This window comes from Pseudomonas sp. Root71, from assembly GCF_001429045.1.
Taxonomy (GTDB): domain Bacteria; phylum Pseudomonadota; class Gammaproteobacteria; order Pseudomonadales; family Pseudomonadaceae; genus Aquipseudomonas; species Aquipseudomonas monachiensis.
Genome location: NZ_LMHY01000029.1, coordinates 195,871 through 213,704, shown reverse-complemented (window position 1 = coordinate 213,704; position 17,834 = coordinate 195,871). Strand labels below are relative to the sequence as shown.

Below are 17,834 nucleotides of genomic sequence, written 5' to 3'. Positions count from 1 at the left end.
GCTCGCTCCCACAGGGGATCGTGTGTTTTTCAAGGGATTCATCATGCAAGCACTCAACAACCTCAACCTGAGCTTCCTGCTCGACACCCTGGTCAGCCTCGGCGCGGCCTTCATCCTCGGCGGCCTGATCGGTTTCGAACGCCAGTACCGGCAGCGCACCGCCGGCCTGCGCACCAATGTGCTGGTGGCGGTGGGCGCGGCAATTTTCGTCGACATGGCCACCCGGCTAGGCGGTGCCGAAGGCGCCGTGCGGGTCGTAGCCTACGTGGTTTCCGGCATCGGCTTTCTCGGTGCCGGGGTGATCATGCGCGAAGAGGGCAATGTGCGCGGCCTCAATACCGCCGCCACGCTCTGGACCTCGGCGGCGGTCGGTGCCTGCGCCGGCGCCGACCTGCTGGCCGAGGCGCTGCTTGGCACCTTGTTCGTGCTGGCGGCAAACACGCTGCTGCGGCCGATCGTCAACAACATCAACCGTCAGCCGCTGGATGTGATTTCGGCGGAAGTCACCAACATCGTCTATGTCATTGCCCGGCGTACGCAGCAGAAAACCGTGCTGGCCTTGCTCGAAGCCGAGCTTGCGCGCTGCAACTATCCGGCCAGCGATGTCGACGTGCATGCCTTCGGTACGGATGAAATTGAAATCGAAGCCACCCTGGCGACCACCTCGGTCGATGGTGATGAACTGGATGAGCTGGTGGCACGGATTTCGGCCTCGTCCCTGGTGGTGCAGGCGTTCTGGAGTCCGAGTACCACGGAGTAAAGGTCAGGGGGTGCGATTGCGTTTCTCTGGCAGAGTCAGATTAACCGGAACTTATTTAGGAAAATTCCTACATAAACCTAGGAAGGTCTTCCGTAGGCTTTGCGACCTCTTGAAACCGACATCCTTTTGGAGGTCACCATGCCGAACAAATCCTTGCGCATCCTGATCGCCGATGCGCAGCACTTCAACCGTCTGCGGATCGAGCGGCTGCTCAATCAGCTCGGCTACTTTCGCGTGGCACCGGTGCAGAGTCTCGAAGAGCTCCTTCCTCTGGTGGAGTACGGTTGCGAACCTCTGGACCTGGTGCTCATCAATGGAGCGATGGCCAGTGAAGGGCTGGACTTGTTGAATTTCTTTGTCGACAACCCGCAGGTAAATCACGCGTTTATCTTCAATGAACGGCAGGCGTCGTTGCCGTCAGGCGTGGGCAACGTCCAGGTCAGCCAGGCCGCCCTGCCTGACCTGGCGTGCATTACGCAGTTGATGAGCGTCGTCAATCGTCGGCTACCGTTCGTCGGAACTGTCATTTCTGTCAGGTAGTTCTTTCCAGCCTTCCATGCAAAAGTCTATGCGCAGCATTGTGCCCAACCGCTGCGGCGCCTGGAGGGCATTTTTTGCCCGATCGTGTTGTTTTGCACGGGAGTTGTCATGAAGTCAGCACTGATTGTGGAAGATCATCCGGTGGTTCGCTCCATGATCAAACTCGTACTCAAGGGGGAAGGGTTCAAGCAAGTATATGAAGCCTCCCGTGGCGATGAGGTCCTGGCGTTGGTCCGGGAGCATCAGCCGGATGTCGTGCTGCTTGATCTGGGCCTTCCTGGTGTGGCGGGGCTTGAGGTGATGGACCGAATCAAGGCCGAAAACACGCGATGTCGCGTGGTGGTGTTCACTTCACTGGAGGCCCAGTTCTATCAGGACCGCTGCATGCGTGCCGGGGCTGTTGCCTATGTTTCCAAGAGCAAGGACCTGGATGACTTGAAGGCGGCGGTGAATTCCGTGATGGCCGGCTACACCTATTTCGCCCAGATCCCCTCGAGCTCCGTGTCGATGGGGGAGTTGCAACGCAGCGAAAAGCAGTTGATCGAAAAGCTCTCCAATCGTGAGTTGACCATTTTGCAGTACCTGGCCCGGGGTTCGAAAAACCTGGAAATCGCCGAGATCATGCACCTGAGCTACAAGACCGTCAGTACCTACAAGACCCGACTCACCCTCAAGCTCAATATGAACTCGTCGGTGCACTTGAGGGATTTCGCCCTGCGCAATCATCTGATCTGAATGAACGCACTCCGAGGACTGGCAGGTGGGGTGTTGATTGGCCTTCTTCTTTGGGCATCGACGGCCTGTGCGCAACAGTCGTTGACCCTGTTGGGGCGCTCGAGTGTCGAAGGCCTGAGCGTCAGATTGTCGCAAACCGAGTTGCGCTGGCTGCAGCAAAAGGGCCGATTGGTGCTGGCCGTCTCGGCGCCGGACTATCCCCCCTTCGAGTTCAACACGGCGGGCAAGGTGTTCGAAGGCGTGACCGCCGATTACGCCGGGTTGCTCGAACAATTGTTGAACGTCGTCATCGAGGTCCGGCGTTATCCGTCGCGCGCCGACGCGGTGCAGGCGATCAAGGAGGGGCGGGCAGACCTGTTGGGAACGGCCAATCGGTTTGAAGCCGAAGATCCACAGCTGCAGATGTCCAGTGCCTATGCGGTCGATCAACCGGTGCTGGTCACCCGCACCGATTTCCCTCCGGTGCTCGACCCGACACTGGCCGGCAAGCGGCTGGTGATGCTGTATCACTACCTGCCCGAATACAGCGTGCAACAGTTCTATTCCAGGGCGCAGGTCCAGTTGTTTCCCTCGACACTGGCGGCGATGGGCGCCGTGGCGTACGGTCAGGCCGATGTCTACCTGGGGGATGCGATCAATGCCCATTACCTGATCAGCAAGAATTATCTGGATAATGTGCGACTGACGGACTTCTCGCCCATGGAGTCCGGGCGTTTTGCCTTTGCGATGAACCGCGACAACGATTCGCTGTTGCGCATCGTCAACAAGGCGCTTGCGGCCATCAGCACCAATGAGCAAATGAACATCCTGCGCCGTTGGGGGGCAAACGAGGTGTCTATCCCCGGCACCCAGTCCTTGCAATTGAGCGTGGCCGAACAGCGCTGGCTTGAGCGCCACCCGCGGGTGAAGGTCGCGATCAACGAAAATATCCCGCCCATTTCATTTATCGACAGCGAAGGCAGGTTTCGCGGGATTGGCATCGATGTGCTGGCGAAAATCAGTTTGCGCACCGGCTTGCAATTTGACATCCAGGGCATGAAGTCGGTGGCCCAGATGATGACCGCCATCAAGAGCGGGCAAATCGATGTGCTGGCCGGTATCGGCCTCAGTTCCCAGCGTGAAGATGAGTTGCTGTTCACCCGCGCGTTCCTGAGCAGCCCTTCGGTGCTGGTGACCCGCGTTGACACGGAAAGCCCCAGGACGCTGGATGATATGGCAGGGCGACCCCTGGCACTGACCCAGGGCAACATTGTTGGCGAGTACCTTCGCCAGCATTACCCGTTGATCCAGCTGGTGGATGCGCCCCTGTCGACGGACGCCATGGAAATGGTCGACCAAGGCAAGTCCCAGGGCGGCATCAACTCCTTGATCAGCGCCCGTTACCTGATTTCCCGGCAGTATCGCGATCGCCTGCAAGTGACCAGCACCGTGGGCACCGACCCTGCACGAAGCACCCTGGCGACCAGTCGCGGGGCCACCGAGCTGCATTCGATCCTGGACAAGGCGCTGTTGAGCATCCCTCCCGAAGAAATTGACGAGCTGACCCAGCCCTGGCGCTATGACGCGATGGTCGAGCAGAGTTACTGGCTGCGACACCGGCAGGCGATCGTGCAGGCATTTGCGGTGGCGGGTGTCTTGCTGTTGCTCGCGTTGGCGGGGATTGTCTGGCAGCGTCGGCAGATTCGCCAGCGTCAGCAATTGCTCGGGCAATTGCAGGAAGCCAAGGACGCGGCGGACGACGCCAACCGGGCCAAGACCACGTTCCTGGCCACCATGAGCCATGAAATCCGCACGCCGATGAACGCGCTGATCGGCATGCTCGAACTGGCGCTGAAGCGGGCCGATGAAGGGGAGACCGACCGCGCCGCCATTGAGGTGGCGTCCAACGCCGGGCAACAATTGCTGAATTTGATCGGTGACATTCTGGACGTTGCCCGGATCGAATCCGGGCATTTGTCGCTGGCGCCGGAGCGGGTCAATCTGCAGTTGCTGGTGACTTCGGTCTGCCGGGTTTTCGAAGGGCTGGCGGTGCAGAAGAGTCTGCAGTGGCGGGTCGAGCTCGACGAACACAGTGACCGTGACGTGATGCTCGACCCCACGCGCTTCAAACAGGTGTTGTCCAACCTGCTGAGCAACGCGATCAAGTTCACCCGGGAGGGCCAGGTAAGCCTGACGCTGCGAGTGCGACCTCAAGCCCCGGCGCACCTCGCCGTCAGCGTACGCATCGAAGACAGCGGCATCGGCATCAGCGCTTTCGACCAGCAACGTCTGTTCAGCCCGTTCGTGCAGGCAGACAACAACCAGCAGAGCGCCCGGCAAGGTTCCGGCCTGGGGCTGGTGATCAGTCGGACTCTGTGCGAAATGATGGGCGGCCGGTTGCAACTCGACAGTGAGCTCGGGCGCGGGACTCGGGTGGACATCAGCCTGGTGCTGCCTGTCCTGCAAGCGTTACCCGCGGGGGGCAAGCCCCTGGATTCGGCGCAGCTGACGACCCGGCCTTTGTCGATTCTGGTGGTCGACGATTATCCGGCCAATCGCCTGTTGCTCTCGCGGCAGCTGAGCTATCTCGGCCATCGCGTAGTGCTGGCCGAAGACGGGGCGCAGGGGCTTGAACAGTGGCGCGGGCAAGGGTTCGATCTGGTCATCACCGACTGCAACATGCCGCGGCTCAGTGGTTACGAATTGGCGGGTGCGATACGTGAGCAAGAGCGGGTGCAGGGGCTGTCATCAACATTGATTCTGGGCTTTACCGCCAATGCACAGGCCGAGGAGAAGGCCCGATGCCAGGCGGCGGGCATGGACGATTGCCTGTTCAAGCCCATTCGCCTGGTGGATTTGCAGGCGTGGCTGGCCCAGCGGTTTTCCAGCGTACCCTCAACGGCTACCGACGACCATGGCGTCTGCGAGTTTGACTTGAGCGGGCTGGAACGCTATGCGGATGCGGACCGTGAGCTGATCGATCAACTGTTGCACGACCTGGCGCTATCCAACCGCGAGGACCGCGTGCATTTGCTCGCCTTGCACACCGGCGGCAATCGCCCGGGCTTGCAGGAATTGGCACACCGGATCAAGGGTGGAGCGCTGATGGTGCGAGCCCACGCCCTGGTCGAGTGTTGCGAACAACTGGAGCAGGCGTGCAACGACGGCCGCGCGGCAATGATCGACGACGCCGTCGACCGGTTGCAGCAGGCCATGGCCCGCCTGGACCGGCGTCTGGAGCAGGATTGAGGCTCAATCCCAGTCCGGTGCGATGCCTTTCGGGCTGGTCAAGCGGTGGCCGCGATCCAGCGATGCGATCAGGGCCATGTCGGCCTCGCTCAAGGTCAGTTCGCGAGCCTTCAAGTTGCTTTCAAGGTTGGCCCGGCGCGTGGACGACGGGATCACCGCGTAACCCGATTGCATGGCCCAGGCCAGGGTGACCTGCGCCGGAGTCGCGTGCAGGCGTTCGGCGATCTGCTGGATGAGCGGGTTCTTGAGGACTTCACCGTAAGCCAGGGTCATGTACGAGGTGATGCCGATGCCCTGGCTGCGTGCGAACTCGACGACCGCAAGGTTTTGCAGGTAGGGGTGCAGTTCGATCTGGTGGGTGGCGATGTGCTCGGCACCGATGGCCGCGACTGCCTGTTTCATCAGGTCGATGGTGAAGTTGGACACACCGATCTGCCGGGTCAGGCCCAGGCGTTTGGCCTCGAGCAGGGCGCCCATGAATTCTGCGACCGGCACCTGATCGTCCGGCGACGGCCAGTGGATCAGGGTCAGGTCCAGGTAGTCGGTCTGCAGTTTGCGCAGGCTTTCTTTCAGGCTGTCGATCAGGCGATCACCGGCCAGGTTGGCGACCCAGATCTTGCTGGTGATGAACAGCTCTTCCCGGGCGATAGCGCTGGCGGCGATAGCCTCGCCGACTTCAGCTTCGTTCTCGTAGATTTGTGCGGTATCGATCACCCGGTAGCCGAGCGCCAGGGCGGTGCTCACCGAATCGATGACCACCTGGCCTTGCAAGCGAAAGGTACCCAGGCCGAAGGCGGGAATGGACATTGATGACTCCAGGGGTTGCAGTGGGAATGGGCGGCAGTATCCGCGCCTGCATCCGTGAGAAAAACCGCTGGAGCGGCAAAGCAATGTTTACCGCAAGTCATGAATTGGGGGCAGGAAGATGTGTTGATGGTGTCTGGTCCGACGCCATCGCGAGCAAGCTCGCTCCCACATTGGATCTATTTGCACCACAAATCCCCTGTGGGAGCGAGCTTGCTCGCGATAGCCATCACTCGGTCCAAAGCCTTACCCCCGACCCTAAGCAATATCACTACGACTGAACTCCTCCCCGAGAAAATCGATCAACGTGCGCACCGAGGGCAGCAATCCCCGGCGCGAGGGGAAGATCGCATGGATGACACCGCTCTTCGGTGCCCAGCCGGGCACCAGTTCCACCAGTTGCCCGGCGGCGATTTCATCGCGCACCACCACACTGGGCAGGTGCACGATGCCGATCCCGGCGAGTGCCGCGTGGCGCAAGGCCAACAGGTCATCGGTGACCATGCGCGGGGCATGCCGGATCATCGCGGTACTGCCGTCGGCCCCGAACAGTTCCCACTGATATTCGCGCTGCGCCGCGCCCCAGTGCAGGCTCGGCAAGCCGCTGAGGTCGGCCGGGGAAGCCGGCGTCGACAGGCGCGATAAAAAGGCCGGGCTGCCGACCACGCTCTGGGTGCTGTTGCCCAGCACTTTCATCACCATGTCGGTGTTTTCCAGCGGCGGAAAGCGTACCCGCAGGGCAATGTCGAAGCCTTCGTGAATCAGGTCGACGCGGCGATTGGTGCTCTCGATGAACAATTCCACCAAGGGGTACTTGAGCATATAGCGGGTCAGCATCGGCCCGACCCAGGAATTGAGCAGCGCCGTCGGGCAACTGACACGCACCAGGCCCTGGGGCTCTGAGCGATTGCGCTCGATCAGTTCGGCAGCGCTTTCCGCCTCCACCCGCATGGCCAGGCAGCGCTGGTAATAGGCCTGGCCGATTTCCGTCAACGAGCAATGCCGGCTGGTGCGGTGCAGCAGGCGCACGCCGAGGCGTTCTTCAAGCTCGGCGATACGTCGACTGAGCTTGGACTTGGGCATGTCCAGTGCCCGGCCGGCCGCGGCAAAACCGTGATGCTCCACCACCTGGGTGAAGTAGTAGAGGGTGTTGAGGTCTTCCACCATCGTTCTCCAAATAGAACGCTAAAGCTGATTTTTGCAGTCTAGCGCAGCAAAGGTCATGGTTTTAAGCTTTGTCCATGGCTTCACTCACCTCATCAGGAGACACCATGAAAAACATCATCGGTATCTACACCAGTCCACGGACCCATTGGGTGGGCGACGGTTTTCCGGTTCGCACGCTGTTTTCCTACGACAACCTGGGCAAACACATCAGCCCGTTCCTGCTGCTGGATCACGCCGGCCCTGCTGAATTCACCCCGACCAGCGAGCGACGTGGCGTTGGTCAGCATCCTCACCGTGGCTTCGAAACCGTGACTATCGTTTACAAGGGCGAACTGGAGCACCGGGACTCCACCGGCAGTGGCGGCAAGATCGGCCCCGGCGATGTGCAATGGATGACCGCGGCCTCGGGGATCCTGCATGAAGAGTTTCACTCCGAAGGTTTCGCCAAAAGCGGTGGCACCCTGGAGATGGTGCAACTGTGGGTCAACCTGCCGGCCAGGGACAAAATGGCCGACCCCGGCTACCAGACGATTCTCGACCGTGACATCCCGGCCATCGCCTTGAAGGACAACGCCGGCAGCCTGCGCCTGATCGCCGGTGCGTTCGACGGCCACAAGGGCGCGGCGCGCACCTTCACCCCGGTCGACGTGTGGGACATTCGTTTGAATGCTGGCAAATTGCTCACCCTTGACCTGCACGAAGGGCGCAACACCGCACTGGTGGTGCTGCGCGGCACGGTTCAGGTCAACGGCCTGGAATCGGTGCGCCAGGGGCAACTGGCCCTGTTCGACCGCAAGGGCGACCGGATGACCCTCGAAGCCAGCGAAGACGCGATGGTGCTGTTGCTCAGCGGCGAGCCGATCGACGAGCCGATCGTCGGTCATGGGCCGTTCGTGATGAACACCGAGCAAGAAATCCACCAGGCCTTTGCCGACTTCCAGTCCGGTCGCTTCGGCCGGATGCACGCTTAATTCGCAGCGCTTTAACACCCGACTCTACCCAGGATGAGTGGGCCGGTTTTCAGGCCAGGGATGGCTGTTGCCCAAAAAAAAGAGGAAACGCACATGAACACTGTCTACGCGGCCAACTTCAACGGCCAGAAACCGACCATCGACCCCAACGACAGCGCGATGCTGTTGATCGATCACCAGAGCGGACTGTTCCAGATCGTCAAGGACATGGACGTGCCCCAACTGCGCGCCAACGCCATTGCCCTGGCCAAGGCCGCGACCCTGCTGAAGATGCCGGTGATCACCACCGCTTCTGTTCCCCAGGGGCCTAACGGGCCGTTGATCCCGGAAATTCACGAGGCCGCACCCCATGCGCAGTACGTGGCGCGCAAAGGTGAAATCAACGCCTGGGACAACCCGGAGTTTCACGCGGCGGTCAAAGCCACCGGCAGGAAAACCCTGGTGATCGCCGGCACCCTGACCAGCGTGTGCCTGGCGTTCCCGTCCATCGCCGCCGTGCATGAAGGCTACAAGGTGTTTGCCGTGGTCGACGCCTCCGGCAACCACTCGAAACTCGCCACTGATCTGACCGTTGCCCGCCTGGCCCAGGCCGGGGTGGTGCCGATCGACATCATGGCGACGCTCTCTGAGCTGCAAGGCTCGTGGAACCGTCCGGATGCCGAGCAGTGGGCCGCTGTCTACGCCCAGGCCATGCCGCATTATCAATTGCTGATCGAGAGTTACCTCAAGGCCCAGCAAGTGGCGAACGAACACGAGGCGCTGGACTCCCAGCGCTGACCGGTGACCCCACGCCGATTTCCACTCGGCATCGATAACACGCGAGGACTACTGCAATGACCACTTCCTACAAGCGTCTGGACAAGGACAACGCCGCGGTTCTGATGGTTGATCATCAGGCGGGCCTGCTGTCACTGGTGCGCGACATCGACCCGGATCGATTCAAGAACAACGTGCTGGCCCTGGCCGACCTGGCCAAGTACTTCAAGCTGCCGACCATCCTCACCACCAGTTTCGAAACGGGCCCTAACGGACCGCTGGTGCCCGAACTCAAGGCCCTTTTTCCGGACGCGCCATACATCGCTCGCCCGGGCCAGATCAACGCCTGGGACAACGAAGATTTCGTCAAGGCGATCAAGGCCACCGGCAAGAAGCAACTGATCATCGCCGGTGTGGTGACAGAAGTGTGCGTGGCCTTCCCGGCGCTTTCGGCCCTGGCCGAAGGCTTTGAGGTGTTCGTGGTCACCGACGCGTCCGGCACCTTCAACGAACTGACCCGCGAATCGGCGTGGAACCGTATGACCGCTCAGGGCGCGCAACTGATGACCTGGTTCGGCCTGGCCTGTGAACTGCACCGCGACTGGCGCAACGATGTCGAAGGGTTGGGCACATTGTTCTCCAACCATATTCCGGATTACCGCAACCTGATGACCAGTTACAGCGCGCTGGCAAACAGCAAGTAATCCAGCCAACACGCTTTCCCCTGTGGGAGCGAGCCTGCTCGCGATGACGGTAGAACAGGCACTGATGTAGTGACTGTCAGTCCGCCATCGCGAGCAAGCTCGCTCCCACAGGTTTTTTGGGTGTCCAGCCAGACGTGTTCAACCAGCCAAATCAATTCCACCTACACTGACGCCAATCCATGCGATCTTCGCGTTATTGGCCCTGGCTGGAGTTGTTAGATGCTGTCATTGCTCACCGAACACCCGCTGATTTGCGCGATGGCGCTGATCCTGATCGATCTTGGGTTGTGGTACTTGCTCAGTGCCTTTGGCAGCGCCTGGCGGCTGTTGGTGCGGGTGGTGATTTTCTCGTTGTTCAGCCTCTTGCTGTTCAACGAAGGCCTGAACCCGATGGAGCCGCCGCCCTGGCCTGACAACGTACCCTTGCATCTGGCGGCCACCGGCTTGCAGATCGGCTGGTGGTTGTTCGGTGCGCGGACCCTGACCGTGCTGATCGGCGCGGTGATGATGCAGCGGGTCGGGCATACCGGGCGATTACTTCAGGATCTGCTCGGTGCGGTGATTTTCCTGATCGCGGTGATTGCCGCCCTGGCCTATGTGCTGGATCTGCCGGTCAAGGGCGTGCTGGCGACGTCCGGTGCGTTGGCGATCATCGTCGGCCTGGCCTTGCAAAGTACCCTCAGCGACGTGTTTTCCGGGATCGTCCTGAACACCACCAAGCCCTATCAACTGGATGACTACATCTCCATCGATGGCATGGAAGGCCGGGTCACCGACATCGACTGGCGCGCCACGCGCCTGCAGACCGCCCAGGGTTGCATGGCGGTGATACCCAACTCCCTGGCCGCCAAGGCCAAGATCATCAATTTCAGTCGGCCGAGCGATATGTTCGGCATCTCCGTTTCGCTGGAAGTGAGCCCCCACGCGCGGCCGAACACGGTGATCGAAGCCCTGGAACGGGCCATGCAGGGTTGCCGCTTTCTGTTGGAGACACCGTCGCCGAGTGTCGGCATGAAAACTGCCGGTAACACCGGCGTGGTCTATGAAATCAGCGGGTTTGTCGCGCAGATGGACCAGAAGCGTTCGGTGCGCAATCAACTGTTCGACCTGGCCTACCGGCACTTGCAGGCGTCCGGCGTCAACCTGCTGTCGAGCGTGGAGCCCAATCCGCCGGGCAACCTGTCGCGACCCCGGGCATTGCTCGACAGCTCGCCGATTTTCTCTACCCTGCGCCAGGAAGAGAAAGACACCTTCAGCCAGAACATGACCTTGCAATCGTTCCGCGCCGGGGAAACGATCCTGGAGGCGGGGGAGGTCAGTGATCACCTGTTCATCATCGAGTCCGGGGTAGTGACGGTGACGCTGACCCGGCACGGCGTACCTTTCGAGTCCGGGCGCATGGGGCCGGGGGAAGTGATAGGCGAGGCCGGGATCCTGGACGACAGCTCGGTGCCTGCACGGTTTACCGCCAAGACCTTCTGTGGCCTGTACCGCATCGAAAAGTCCTACCTCAAGCCATGCCTGGATGCCCGTCAAGACATCAACGATGCAATGAAAACCTTGCTCGATTACCGGCTGCACAAGGCGAAAACCCTGACTCAGGACCTGCCGGTGGCGCAGGTGAAGAAGGGCTTTTTGCAGTGGTTGCGCAATCGCGGGTAGGTCACGGCGACTTTTTACTCCTATGCCGGGTGGTCAAAACTACGTGAGTTGGTGAAAAAAATGCTGAATCATTAATTACTGCTTATGCAGAAAATTCATAATTTTCGGTTTTATATTATTTTAAAGACTAAAAAACTGTCATTTATACCAGTTCTTACGGTTTGTGTTTGCGCGTAACGTTTTACCTGAATTAAATTTTTAATTGAGTGGGTAAAGCAAATGCACAATCAAGAAGTTTTGTCGGTTATACATCAGTTTTATACTCTTGAGCGTCCTGTGTGGATGATGAACTCGGGTCTGGATAAAGGGGTTAATCACGATAGAAAAACTCTGAATATTGTTATTTCAGCAGGCGCAACTATACGTTTTCGGCAGAAAACTCCGATGAGCAATCCTTCCGCTAGTTTAAATTTATTAAATGATGATAGTAAAAATGAAAAGCATGCAGAAATAACAGCTCAGTGGCAATCGCTTGTAGCAAGTGTGCCTTCAGTTCCATTTGTGACTACGCGCTATACGGACAAGCCAGGAGAGTTGACTGAGGTTGAAATTGAAGTTAGTGGGGGATGGAAGTTTTTACCGGTTTATACAGAGGCCATACCGGACAGTTCTTTTCTTTCATTGTGGGATCAGTCAGAGGCTGAATTTGCATTGTTTAGTTCTGTCTATATGAATATTTTGATTCCAGCAAAAGACAAGGATGCAGTGAAAGCGTTGAGTCAGAATGTTGGTTTGCAGCACTTGGTGAACTATTATAATGGTCTTTTTGAATATTATAATCACTTGGAAGGGCTTTCATTTACACCGGATACACCAGAAAATAAGAATATTCCTAATCGTTTTTTTATGAAAGCAGACAAATCTGCCAGCCCCTTCGCCTATTATTCTGGCGGATGGACGGCGGTTGCTGCGGACTCAGTTGCTGATTTTTCTTTGGATACCAAGCCGACCAATTGGGGAGCCTTGCACGAGATAGGGCATGGTTATCAAGGCGCGTTTATGTCTAACAGTTCCTTGGTAATGGGGGAGGTTTGGAATAATGTTTTTGCAGCAAGTTATCAGCACAAGTTTATGGGGGAGGATGTTTATCGAGATGGTTGGTTGTATGACGGTGGGGAACAGAATCTTTATTCAAGGGCGATGACAGAGTTCGACAGTGAAAGACCTCTTGATATATATATGGCATTGTTTTTTTTGATGCTGGTATTTCACCGTGCAGGTGAGCAATGCCTTGTTCAGTTTCATAAGCGTTATCGGAAGCTGTGCAACAGCGTCGGATTTTCACTTGCGGATAACCCCATGATGGATCATTTGAGCCGTACTGCCATTGATGTCGCTGATTCGGATGTGTCTGCGTTCATGGAGCATGCGAACATCGAACTGAGCCAGCGGCAAATTGATGAAAACTCATATAGCGGGGCTACTCCAGTCTATCCGCTTTATGCACTTGTGCCTGCAAGCATGATAGAGCCTCTTCAGCAACTGTTGGCGGTGAGGAGCCCTCTGCATTTGGTCAGTGCGGCACAGCTGGCGGCGGTAACTGATTTGACGGGAAGTGTGACCTTGAAGTTTGATTCGGATGTGTTCGGAGAAGTGGTCGGGCAGATGCTTGTTCTAAAGAGTGGTAGTGGTAAATCTCGGTGTGTAAAAATTGATCAACTGAGCGTGTCTGTACTCGATTTGCCAGTAGGGGTATATGCCTTGCAGTTGCCTTTCGCAGCAAACGGAGAATATCAGCCAACCAGTCGATATGTAATCGTCAAACAAGGGTCGACTAGCTACGATTGCATTTATTTCCGTAAGCATGCCAGCTCTCTTGCCGATCAAAAAATCATGCTTGGCGGATTCTATGGTGATTTTTGCACTATTTCTGTGGCAGTTTCGCTCGGAAAATTGATGGTGGATGTAATTCTGGAGGTACCGCATGAATATGCCGGAGCAAAGTTATATGGGCAGGTGACAGTACGTAATATGCAAGGTTTGGTGGTTTTTGATCGGCAAATGATGGGGGATAAAACAGAGTTGTTTTCTCAGGAGATACCCATCGAGCCAGGATTTTCCATTGAGATTTTTCATGAAGAACCTTCACGTATGAAATCTACTGGTAGTGATGCATCGAAGGTTATTGATGATGCAAAAAAAACCAATCATTTGAGAGTGACTGAGCAAGGACTTGTGAATGTTGAGCTGACCACTAATGCAGGTGCCAATCTGCAAGCAGAAATGGAAAAAAAATCTACACTTTTTGAACAGTCTCCTCATTTGGTGTTACGTGAGGCGTCTCCATTGAAAAAGGATTTTGAGCTGGCCATTAATTCGTTTTCCGGACCTGTGCGTGACGAGTTGTTGATGCGTTACAAAAAAATAGAGTTTGTTCGTCCTCCAGTTAGCGATGGTGTTGGTGGTGCGAGAATTACTTGGCTTCTCAAAGGATACTACGATCAAGTTGTCGGGTATGTGAAGTTTGACTTTGATGATAACGTCGTTAGGTTTGAATTCTTTAAGGTTGTCCCTCACATGTATGTTGCTTCGGTGTACCTGGCTGTTGCCCTGAAGTCAGCCGATGGTGGAGTTCGTTATCTTCGTGAACTGCGTGGCGATGTTTTGGCGGAGGCGGAGTCGGTAGTGCTGCCCTTGAACATAGACGATACCGTCAGTGTCATGCACAAAGAACCCTCGCGTAGCGTTATGGAGGCGGACGCCAACGGCCGATGGATTAATACGGGGCTTGTACAACATGTGACCAATAGAGGGCTACGTAGATTGGAACTGGCCAGTTATTGGCCAGCGGCAACGACGGATTCTGAGCCTGGCGGTGCTTGAAGCCTTCACCTCCAACCATAGTATCTCCCACAGTAGATTTGTGAATGATGCAGATCTAGTGTGGGAGTAACTTTCTTCACCATGCCACTCGCGCTGCAAATCTGCAGCCAACCGTGGTGTTCGGAGTAGAGGTTGTGGACTTGCCGGCTCAAATAGCACTTTCTTTCAAGAAAGCACAGCCAATGGCCTCCTCGACTTTTGAAAGATTGGCTATTTGTGCAGACCGGTCGTGGCACTAACGTAGTGACACACCCATTTGCCCTGGAACACACCATGAAAACCCGGATCGATTTCTACACCGCTTCCCCTGATGCCCTCAAAGCGATGATCGCCCTGGAAACAGCAGTGTCGAAATTGCCACTGGAAAAAAACCTGATCGAACTGGTCAAGCTGCGTACCTCGCAAATCAACGGCTGCGCCTTTTGCCTGGACATGCACAGCGCCGATGCGCGCAAGGGTGGTGAGTCCGAGCGTCGCCTGGCGACACTGTCGGCCTGGCGCGAAACGCCGTTCTTCACCGAGCGTGAACGCGCCGCACTGGCCTGGACCGAATCCCTGACCCTGATCAGCCAGACCCACGCCCCGGACGAAGACTATGAACTGGCTAGCGCCCAGTTCGATGCCAAGGAATTGGTCGACCTGACCGTCGCCATCACCACCATCAACGCCTGGAACCGCCTGGCCATCGGCTTTCGCAAAATGCCCCAGGCCTGACCCGCAAAAACATCAATGAGCATCGGCACTCGGCGCGGCCGGTGGTTGCACCTTGCGCATCAGGGGCACCATCGCCGTGGCGATAATGAAGCAGACCATGATCATCAGGAACGCATCGCCATAGGTTTGCGTCTGGGCTTCGCGGTATGTCAGCAACCATAGCTGATGCAGGCTGGCAGTGACCCCTGCGTCACCGCTCTGGCCAAAGGCGGCAAAATTGTTGCCGACCTGGGACAGCCATTGGTTGAGTGCCTCGTTGGTGCTGTTGAGGTTCTCCGCCAACCGGGTGAAGTGCAGATTGGTGCGGTCGTTGAGGATGGTTGCGCACGCGGCGATGCCGATAGCCCCGCCCAGGTTGCGCATCAGGTTGAACAACCCCGACGCATGCTTTAGCCGCGCCGGTGCCAGGCCGCCAAGGGTCAAAGTCACCGCCGGTGGTACCGCCAATTGCTGGGCAATCCCGCGCAGGGCTTGCGGCAGCATCAATTCCTTGGCCCCCCAGTCATGGGTGATCGGGCTGAAATCCCACATCGATAACGCGAACAGCCCAAGGCCGGTCATCATGATCCAGCGCAGGTCGATGCGATTGGCCAGAAAGGCGTACAGCGGAATCGCCATGATCTGGAACACCCCGGTGGAGAAAACCGCCAGACCAATGTCCAGCGCTCCGTAGCCACGCACCCGGCCGAGGAACAGCGGCGTCAGGTAAATGGTGGCGAACAGGCCGATGCCGGTGACGAACGAGAAGAAACAGCCGAGGGCAAAGTTGCGATCCTTCAAGGCGCGCAGATCGACAATCGGATTGGCCACGTGCAAGGTCCGGCCGATGAATGCCAGTCCGGCCAGGCCGCTGATCCATGCGGTGGTCAGGATCGTGCGGTCGCTGAACCAGTTCCAGCGCGGGCCTTCTTCGAGGGTGTATTCCAGGCAGCCGAGGAACAGCGCCAGAAACACCATGCTCAAGTAATCCGCGCCTTTGAGCAGCGACAGTTCCGGCTGGTCGATTTTCACCAGCATCGGCACGGCCACGGCGACAAAGATGCCGGGGAGCAGGTTTATGTAGAACAGCCAGTGCCAGGAGGATATGTCGGTGATCCAGCCACCGATCACCGGCCCCAGGGTCGGTGCCAGGGACGCCACTGCGCCGATGGTCGCGGCGGCGATCACCCGTTGCTTGCCGGTGAAGAACACGAAGGCCGTGGTGAACACCAGTGGAATCATCGAGCCGCCCAGAAACCCTTGCAGGGCACGGAAGGCAATCATGCTCTGGATGTTCCAGGCCACGCCGCACAACAGGCTGGCCAGGGTAAAGCCCACCGCCGAGGCGCAGAACAGCCAGCGCGTCGAGAACACCCGGGACAGCCAGCCCGACAGCGGGATCACGATGATTTCGGCGATCAGGTAACTGGTTTGCACCCACGCGGTTTCGTCGGTGCCGGCGGAGAGCCCGCCGCCGATGTCACGCAACGAAGCCGAGACGATCTGGATATCCAGCAGCGCAATGAACATGCCGATGCACATGCTGGCAAAGGCGAAGACCTTGGTCGCCGTCGCCATGCTCGCGGCATTGAACGGTTGCGCCGGGGCGGCAAGGGCGCGACTCATGGCGCGCTGGCCACGGCTGGCGCCTCAGGCTCCTTGCGCGTGTCCACTTCAGCGGTCACCGACAACCCCGGACGCAGGTGGCCGAGCACACTGTCGGCCGGGTCGAGGTGAATCCGCACCGGCACCCGCTGCACGATCTTGGTGAAGTTGCCGGTGGCGTTTTCCGGCGGCAACACACTGAATTGCGAACCGCTGGCGGGGGCGAGGCTGTCCAGGTGACCATGGAATTCCTGCCCCGAGAGCACGTCGGCACGGATCACTACCCGTTGCCCCGGCACCATGTGTGCCAGTTGGTCTTCCTTGAAGTTGGCATCGACCCACAGGCCGCTGGTCGGCACCACCGAGAGCAATTGCGAGCCGGCCTGGGCATAGGCGCCGACCCGGGCCCGGCGATTGCCGATCACACCGTCGACTGGTGCCTTCAGTTCGGTGTAGCCGACATTCAATTGCGCCAGGTCGCGTTCCGCCTTGGCCTGGATCAAGGCGGCCCGGGCTTGTTGTTTCTGGGTGTCGATCACATTCAACTGGCGCTGCGCGGCCAGCAATTCAGCCTGGGCGCGGTTGCTTTGGGCCTGGGCCGTCTTGAACGTGGCGTTGGCCCGCTGGGCGCTTTCCACCGAGACGGCGTTGGTGGTCACCAGTTTTTTGTAGCGGCTATCGTCGTCCCGGGAGCGGGCGGTTTCGGCACCGGCGGCGTCGATGCCGGCACGGGCCTGGCCGATGACGGCCTGTTGCAGTTGTTCGGTGGCGTCGAGGTTGGCCAGCAAGGCCTCCTGGGCGGCCACTGCGCCTTCGGCCTTGGCCAGGTTGGCGCGGTAGTCGCGCGAATCGAGACGGATCAGCACATCGCCGGCCTTGACCTTCTGGTTGTCGGTCACCAGCACTTCGTCGATGTAACCCGCCACCTTTGGCCCGATCACCGTAACGTCGCCGCCGATGTAGGCGTCGTCGGTTTCCTCGATAAAGCGCCCGGCAGTCCACCAATGCGCGCCGTACATACCGGCCAGGACCAGTGCTGCGATGCCAACGGTTGGCAACAGCAGGCGTTTGAGCAGGGGAGGTTTTGCGGCAGGCACCGAGGCAGCCAGGTCGGGTTCAACGGTGGACATGCTGGTCATGGAGGGATACCTGTCAGGGTGGCGGTTAATTATGACGGATATAATATGACGTATGTAATATTTTGCTGCAAATGGTTTTTGCTGCCGGTTGTCAGGTGGAGTTCTGATCAGGAAGACTCATTCATGGCCACTGTCGAGATGCCGAGGATTCTTTTGCTGTTGTAGGCAGAGTCTTAGGGCGTTGTGGCCTGCCGCATTATTCGGAAACACCCTACACGCTTATTAGAAGCGTCCTATATCAACCATT

General features: G+C 58.2%; 14 protein-coding genes. 10 read left to right on the top strand and 4 right to left on the bottom strand.

The features are described from left to right. The first annotated feature begins 43 nt into the window (after positions 1-43). From ASD95_RS24915 to ASD95_RS24900, 4 genes are all read left to right on the top strand, one after another. A complete protein-coding gene (locus ASD95_RS24915) occupies positions 44-760 on the top strand; it encodes an MgtC/SapB family protein (protein ID WP_056722613.1) in 717 nt (238 codons plus the stop codon). A gap of 138 nt (positions 761-898) precedes the next feature. After that, entirely contained in the window at positions 899-1,300 is a 402-nt protein-coding gene (locus tag ASD95_RS24910) for a chemotaxis protein CheY (RefSeq protein WP_056722610.1), read from the top strand. A 108-nt stretch (positions 1,301-1,408) separates the two neighbouring features. Continuing rightward, positions 1,409-2,035, top strand: coding sequence for a response regulator transcription factor (locus tag ASD95_RS24905; RefSeq protein ID WP_056722608.1), 627 nt, complete (start codon positions 1,409-1,411; stop codon positions 2,033-2,035). Beyond that, entirely contained in the window at positions 2,036-5,263 is a 3,228-nt protein-coding gene (locus ASD95_RS24900; RefSeq protein ID WP_056722606.1) for a transporter substrate-binding domain-containing protein, read from the top strand. Positions 5,264-5,266: 3 nt separating this feature from the next. On the opposite strand, the gene dkgB is transcribed toward ASD95_RS24900, so the two are convergent. Further along, entirely contained in the window at positions 5,267-6,070 is an 804-nt protein-coding gene (gene dkgB, locus ASD95_RS24895; protein ID WP_056722603.1) for a 2,5-didehydrogluconate reductase DkgB, read from the bottom strand. Positions 6,071-6,325: 255 nt separating this feature from the next. Continuing rightward, positions 6,326-7,234 carry a LysR family transcriptional regulator gene (locus ASD95_RS24890; RefSeq protein ID WP_056722601.1) on the bottom strand — a complete coding sequence of 303 codons (909 nt, stop codon included), beginning with the start codon at positions 7,232-7,234 and terminating at the stop codon, positions 6,326-6,328. Positions 7,235-7,338: 104 nt separating this feature from the next. On the opposite strand from ASD95_RS24890, the gene ASD95_RS24885 reads away from it, so the two are divergent. The 6 genes from ASD95_RS24885 (at position 7,339) to ASD95_RS24860 (ending at position 14,864) form a co-directional block, all read left to right on the top strand. Beyond that, on the top strand, positions 7,339-8,205 hold the full coding sequence (locus ASD95_RS24885; protein ID WP_056722599.1) for a pirin family protein: 867 nt from the start codon (positions 7,339-7,341) through the stop codon (positions 8,203-8,205). Between the two features lie 93 nt (positions 8,206-8,298). Next, a complete protein-coding gene (locus ASD95_RS24880; protein ID WP_056722596.1) occupies positions 8,299-8,982 on the top strand; it encodes an isochorismatase family protein in 684 nt (227 codons plus the stop codon). 56 nt (positions 8,983-9,038) lie between these two features. Then, entirely contained in the window at positions 9,039-9,665 is a 627-nt protein-coding gene (ycaC, locus tag ASD95_RS24875) for an isochorismate family cysteine hydrolase YcaC (RefSeq protein ID WP_056722594.1), read from the top strand. A gap of 219 nt (positions 9,666-9,884) precedes the next feature. Then, a complete protein-coding gene (locus ASD95_RS24870) occupies positions 9,885-11,327 on the top strand; it encodes a mechanosensitive ion channel family protein (RefSeq protein ID WP_056722591.1) in 1,443 nt (480 codons plus the stop codon). A 219-nt stretch (positions 11,328-11,546) separates the two neighbouring features. Next, positions 11,547-14,150 (top strand): putative mucin/carbohydrate-binding domain-containing protein, encoded by a 2,604-nt coding sequence (locus ASD95_RS24865; protein WP_082562903.1) that lies wholly within the window; start codon positions 11,547-11,549, stop codon positions 14,148-14,150. Between the two features lie 273 nt (positions 14,151-14,423). Next, a complete protein-coding gene (locus tag ASD95_RS24860; RefSeq protein WP_056722587.1) occupies positions 14,424-14,864 on the top strand; it encodes a carboxymuconolactone decarboxylase family protein in 441 nt (146 codons plus the stop codon). Between the two features lie 12 nt (positions 14,865-14,876). Here the strand turns inward: ASD95_RS24860 and ASD95_RS24855 are convergent, their stop codons facing one another. Further along, positions 14,877-16,469: a DHA2 family efflux MFS transporter permease subunit gene (locus tag ASD95_RS24855; protein WP_056722586.1), complete on the bottom strand. Its 1,593-nt coding sequence runs from the start codon at positions 16,467-16,469 to the stop codon at positions 14,877-14,879. After that, positions 16,466-17,587, bottom strand: coding sequence for an HlyD family secretion protein (locus ASD95_RS24850; protein ID WP_056722583.1), 1,122 nt, complete (start codon positions 17,585-17,587; stop codon positions 16,466-16,468). Before ASD95_RS24850 ends, ASD95_RS24855 begins: the two co-directional genes overlap by 4 nt. Positions 17,588-17,834 lie beyond the last annotated feature (247 nt).

Excerpts from the sequence above, each read along its gene's own strand:
- ASD95_RS24915 (WP_056722613.1), top strand. The coding sequence starts at position 44 with ATGCAAGCACTCAACAACCTCAACCTGAGCTTCCTGCTCGACACCCTG.
- ASD95_RS24910 (WP_056722610.1), top strand. The coding sequence starts at position 899 with ATGCCGAACAAATCCTTGCGCATCCTGATCGCCGATGCGCAGCACTTC.
- ASD95_RS24905 (WP_056722608.1), top strand. The coding sequence starts at position 1,409 with ATGAAGTCAGCACTGATTGTGGAAGATCATCCGGTGGTTCGCTCCATG.
- ASD95_RS24900 (WP_056722606.1), top strand. The coding sequence starts at position 2,036 with ATGAACGCACTCCGAGGACTGGCAGGTGGGGTGTTGATTGGCCTTCTT.
- dkgB (WP_056722603.1), bottom strand. The coding sequence starts at position 6,070 with ATGTCCATTCCCGCCTTCGGCCTGGGTACCTTTCGCTTGCAAGGCCAG.
- ASD95_RS24890 (WP_056722601.1), bottom strand. The coding sequence starts at position 7,234 with ATGGTGGAAGACCTCAACACCCTCTACTACTTCACCCAGGTGGTGGAG.
- ASD95_RS24885 (WP_056722599.1), top strand. The coding sequence starts at position 7,339 with ATGAAAAACATCATCGGTATCTACACCAGTCCACGGACCCATTGGGTG.
- ASD95_RS24880 (WP_056722596.1), top strand. The coding sequence starts at position 8,299 with ATGAACACTGTCTACGCGGCCAACTTCAACGGCCAGAAACCGACCATC.
- ycaC (WP_056722594.1), top strand. The coding sequence starts at position 9,039 with ATGACCACTTCCTACAAGCGTCTGGACAAGGACAACGCCGCGGTTCTG.
- ASD95_RS24870 (WP_056722591.1), top strand. The coding sequence starts at position 9,885 with ATGCTGTCATTGCTCACCGAACACCCGCTGATTTGCGCGATGGCGCTG.
- ASD95_RS24865 (WP_082562903.1), top strand. The coding sequence starts at position 11,547 with ATGCACAATCAAGAAGTTTTGTCGGTTATACATCAGTTTTATACTCTT.
- ASD95_RS24860 (WP_056722587.1), top strand. The coding sequence starts at position 14,424 with ATGAAAACCCGGATCGATTTCTACACCGCTTCCCCTGATGCCCTCAAA.
- ASD95_RS24855 (WP_056722586.1), bottom strand. The coding sequence starts at position 16,469 with ATGAGTCGCGCCCTTGCCGCCCCGGCGCAACCGTTCAATGCCGCGAGC.
- ASD95_RS24850 (WP_056722583.1), bottom strand. The coding sequence starts at position 17,587 with ATGACCAGCATGTCCACCGTTGAACCCGACCTGGCTGCCTCGGTGCCT.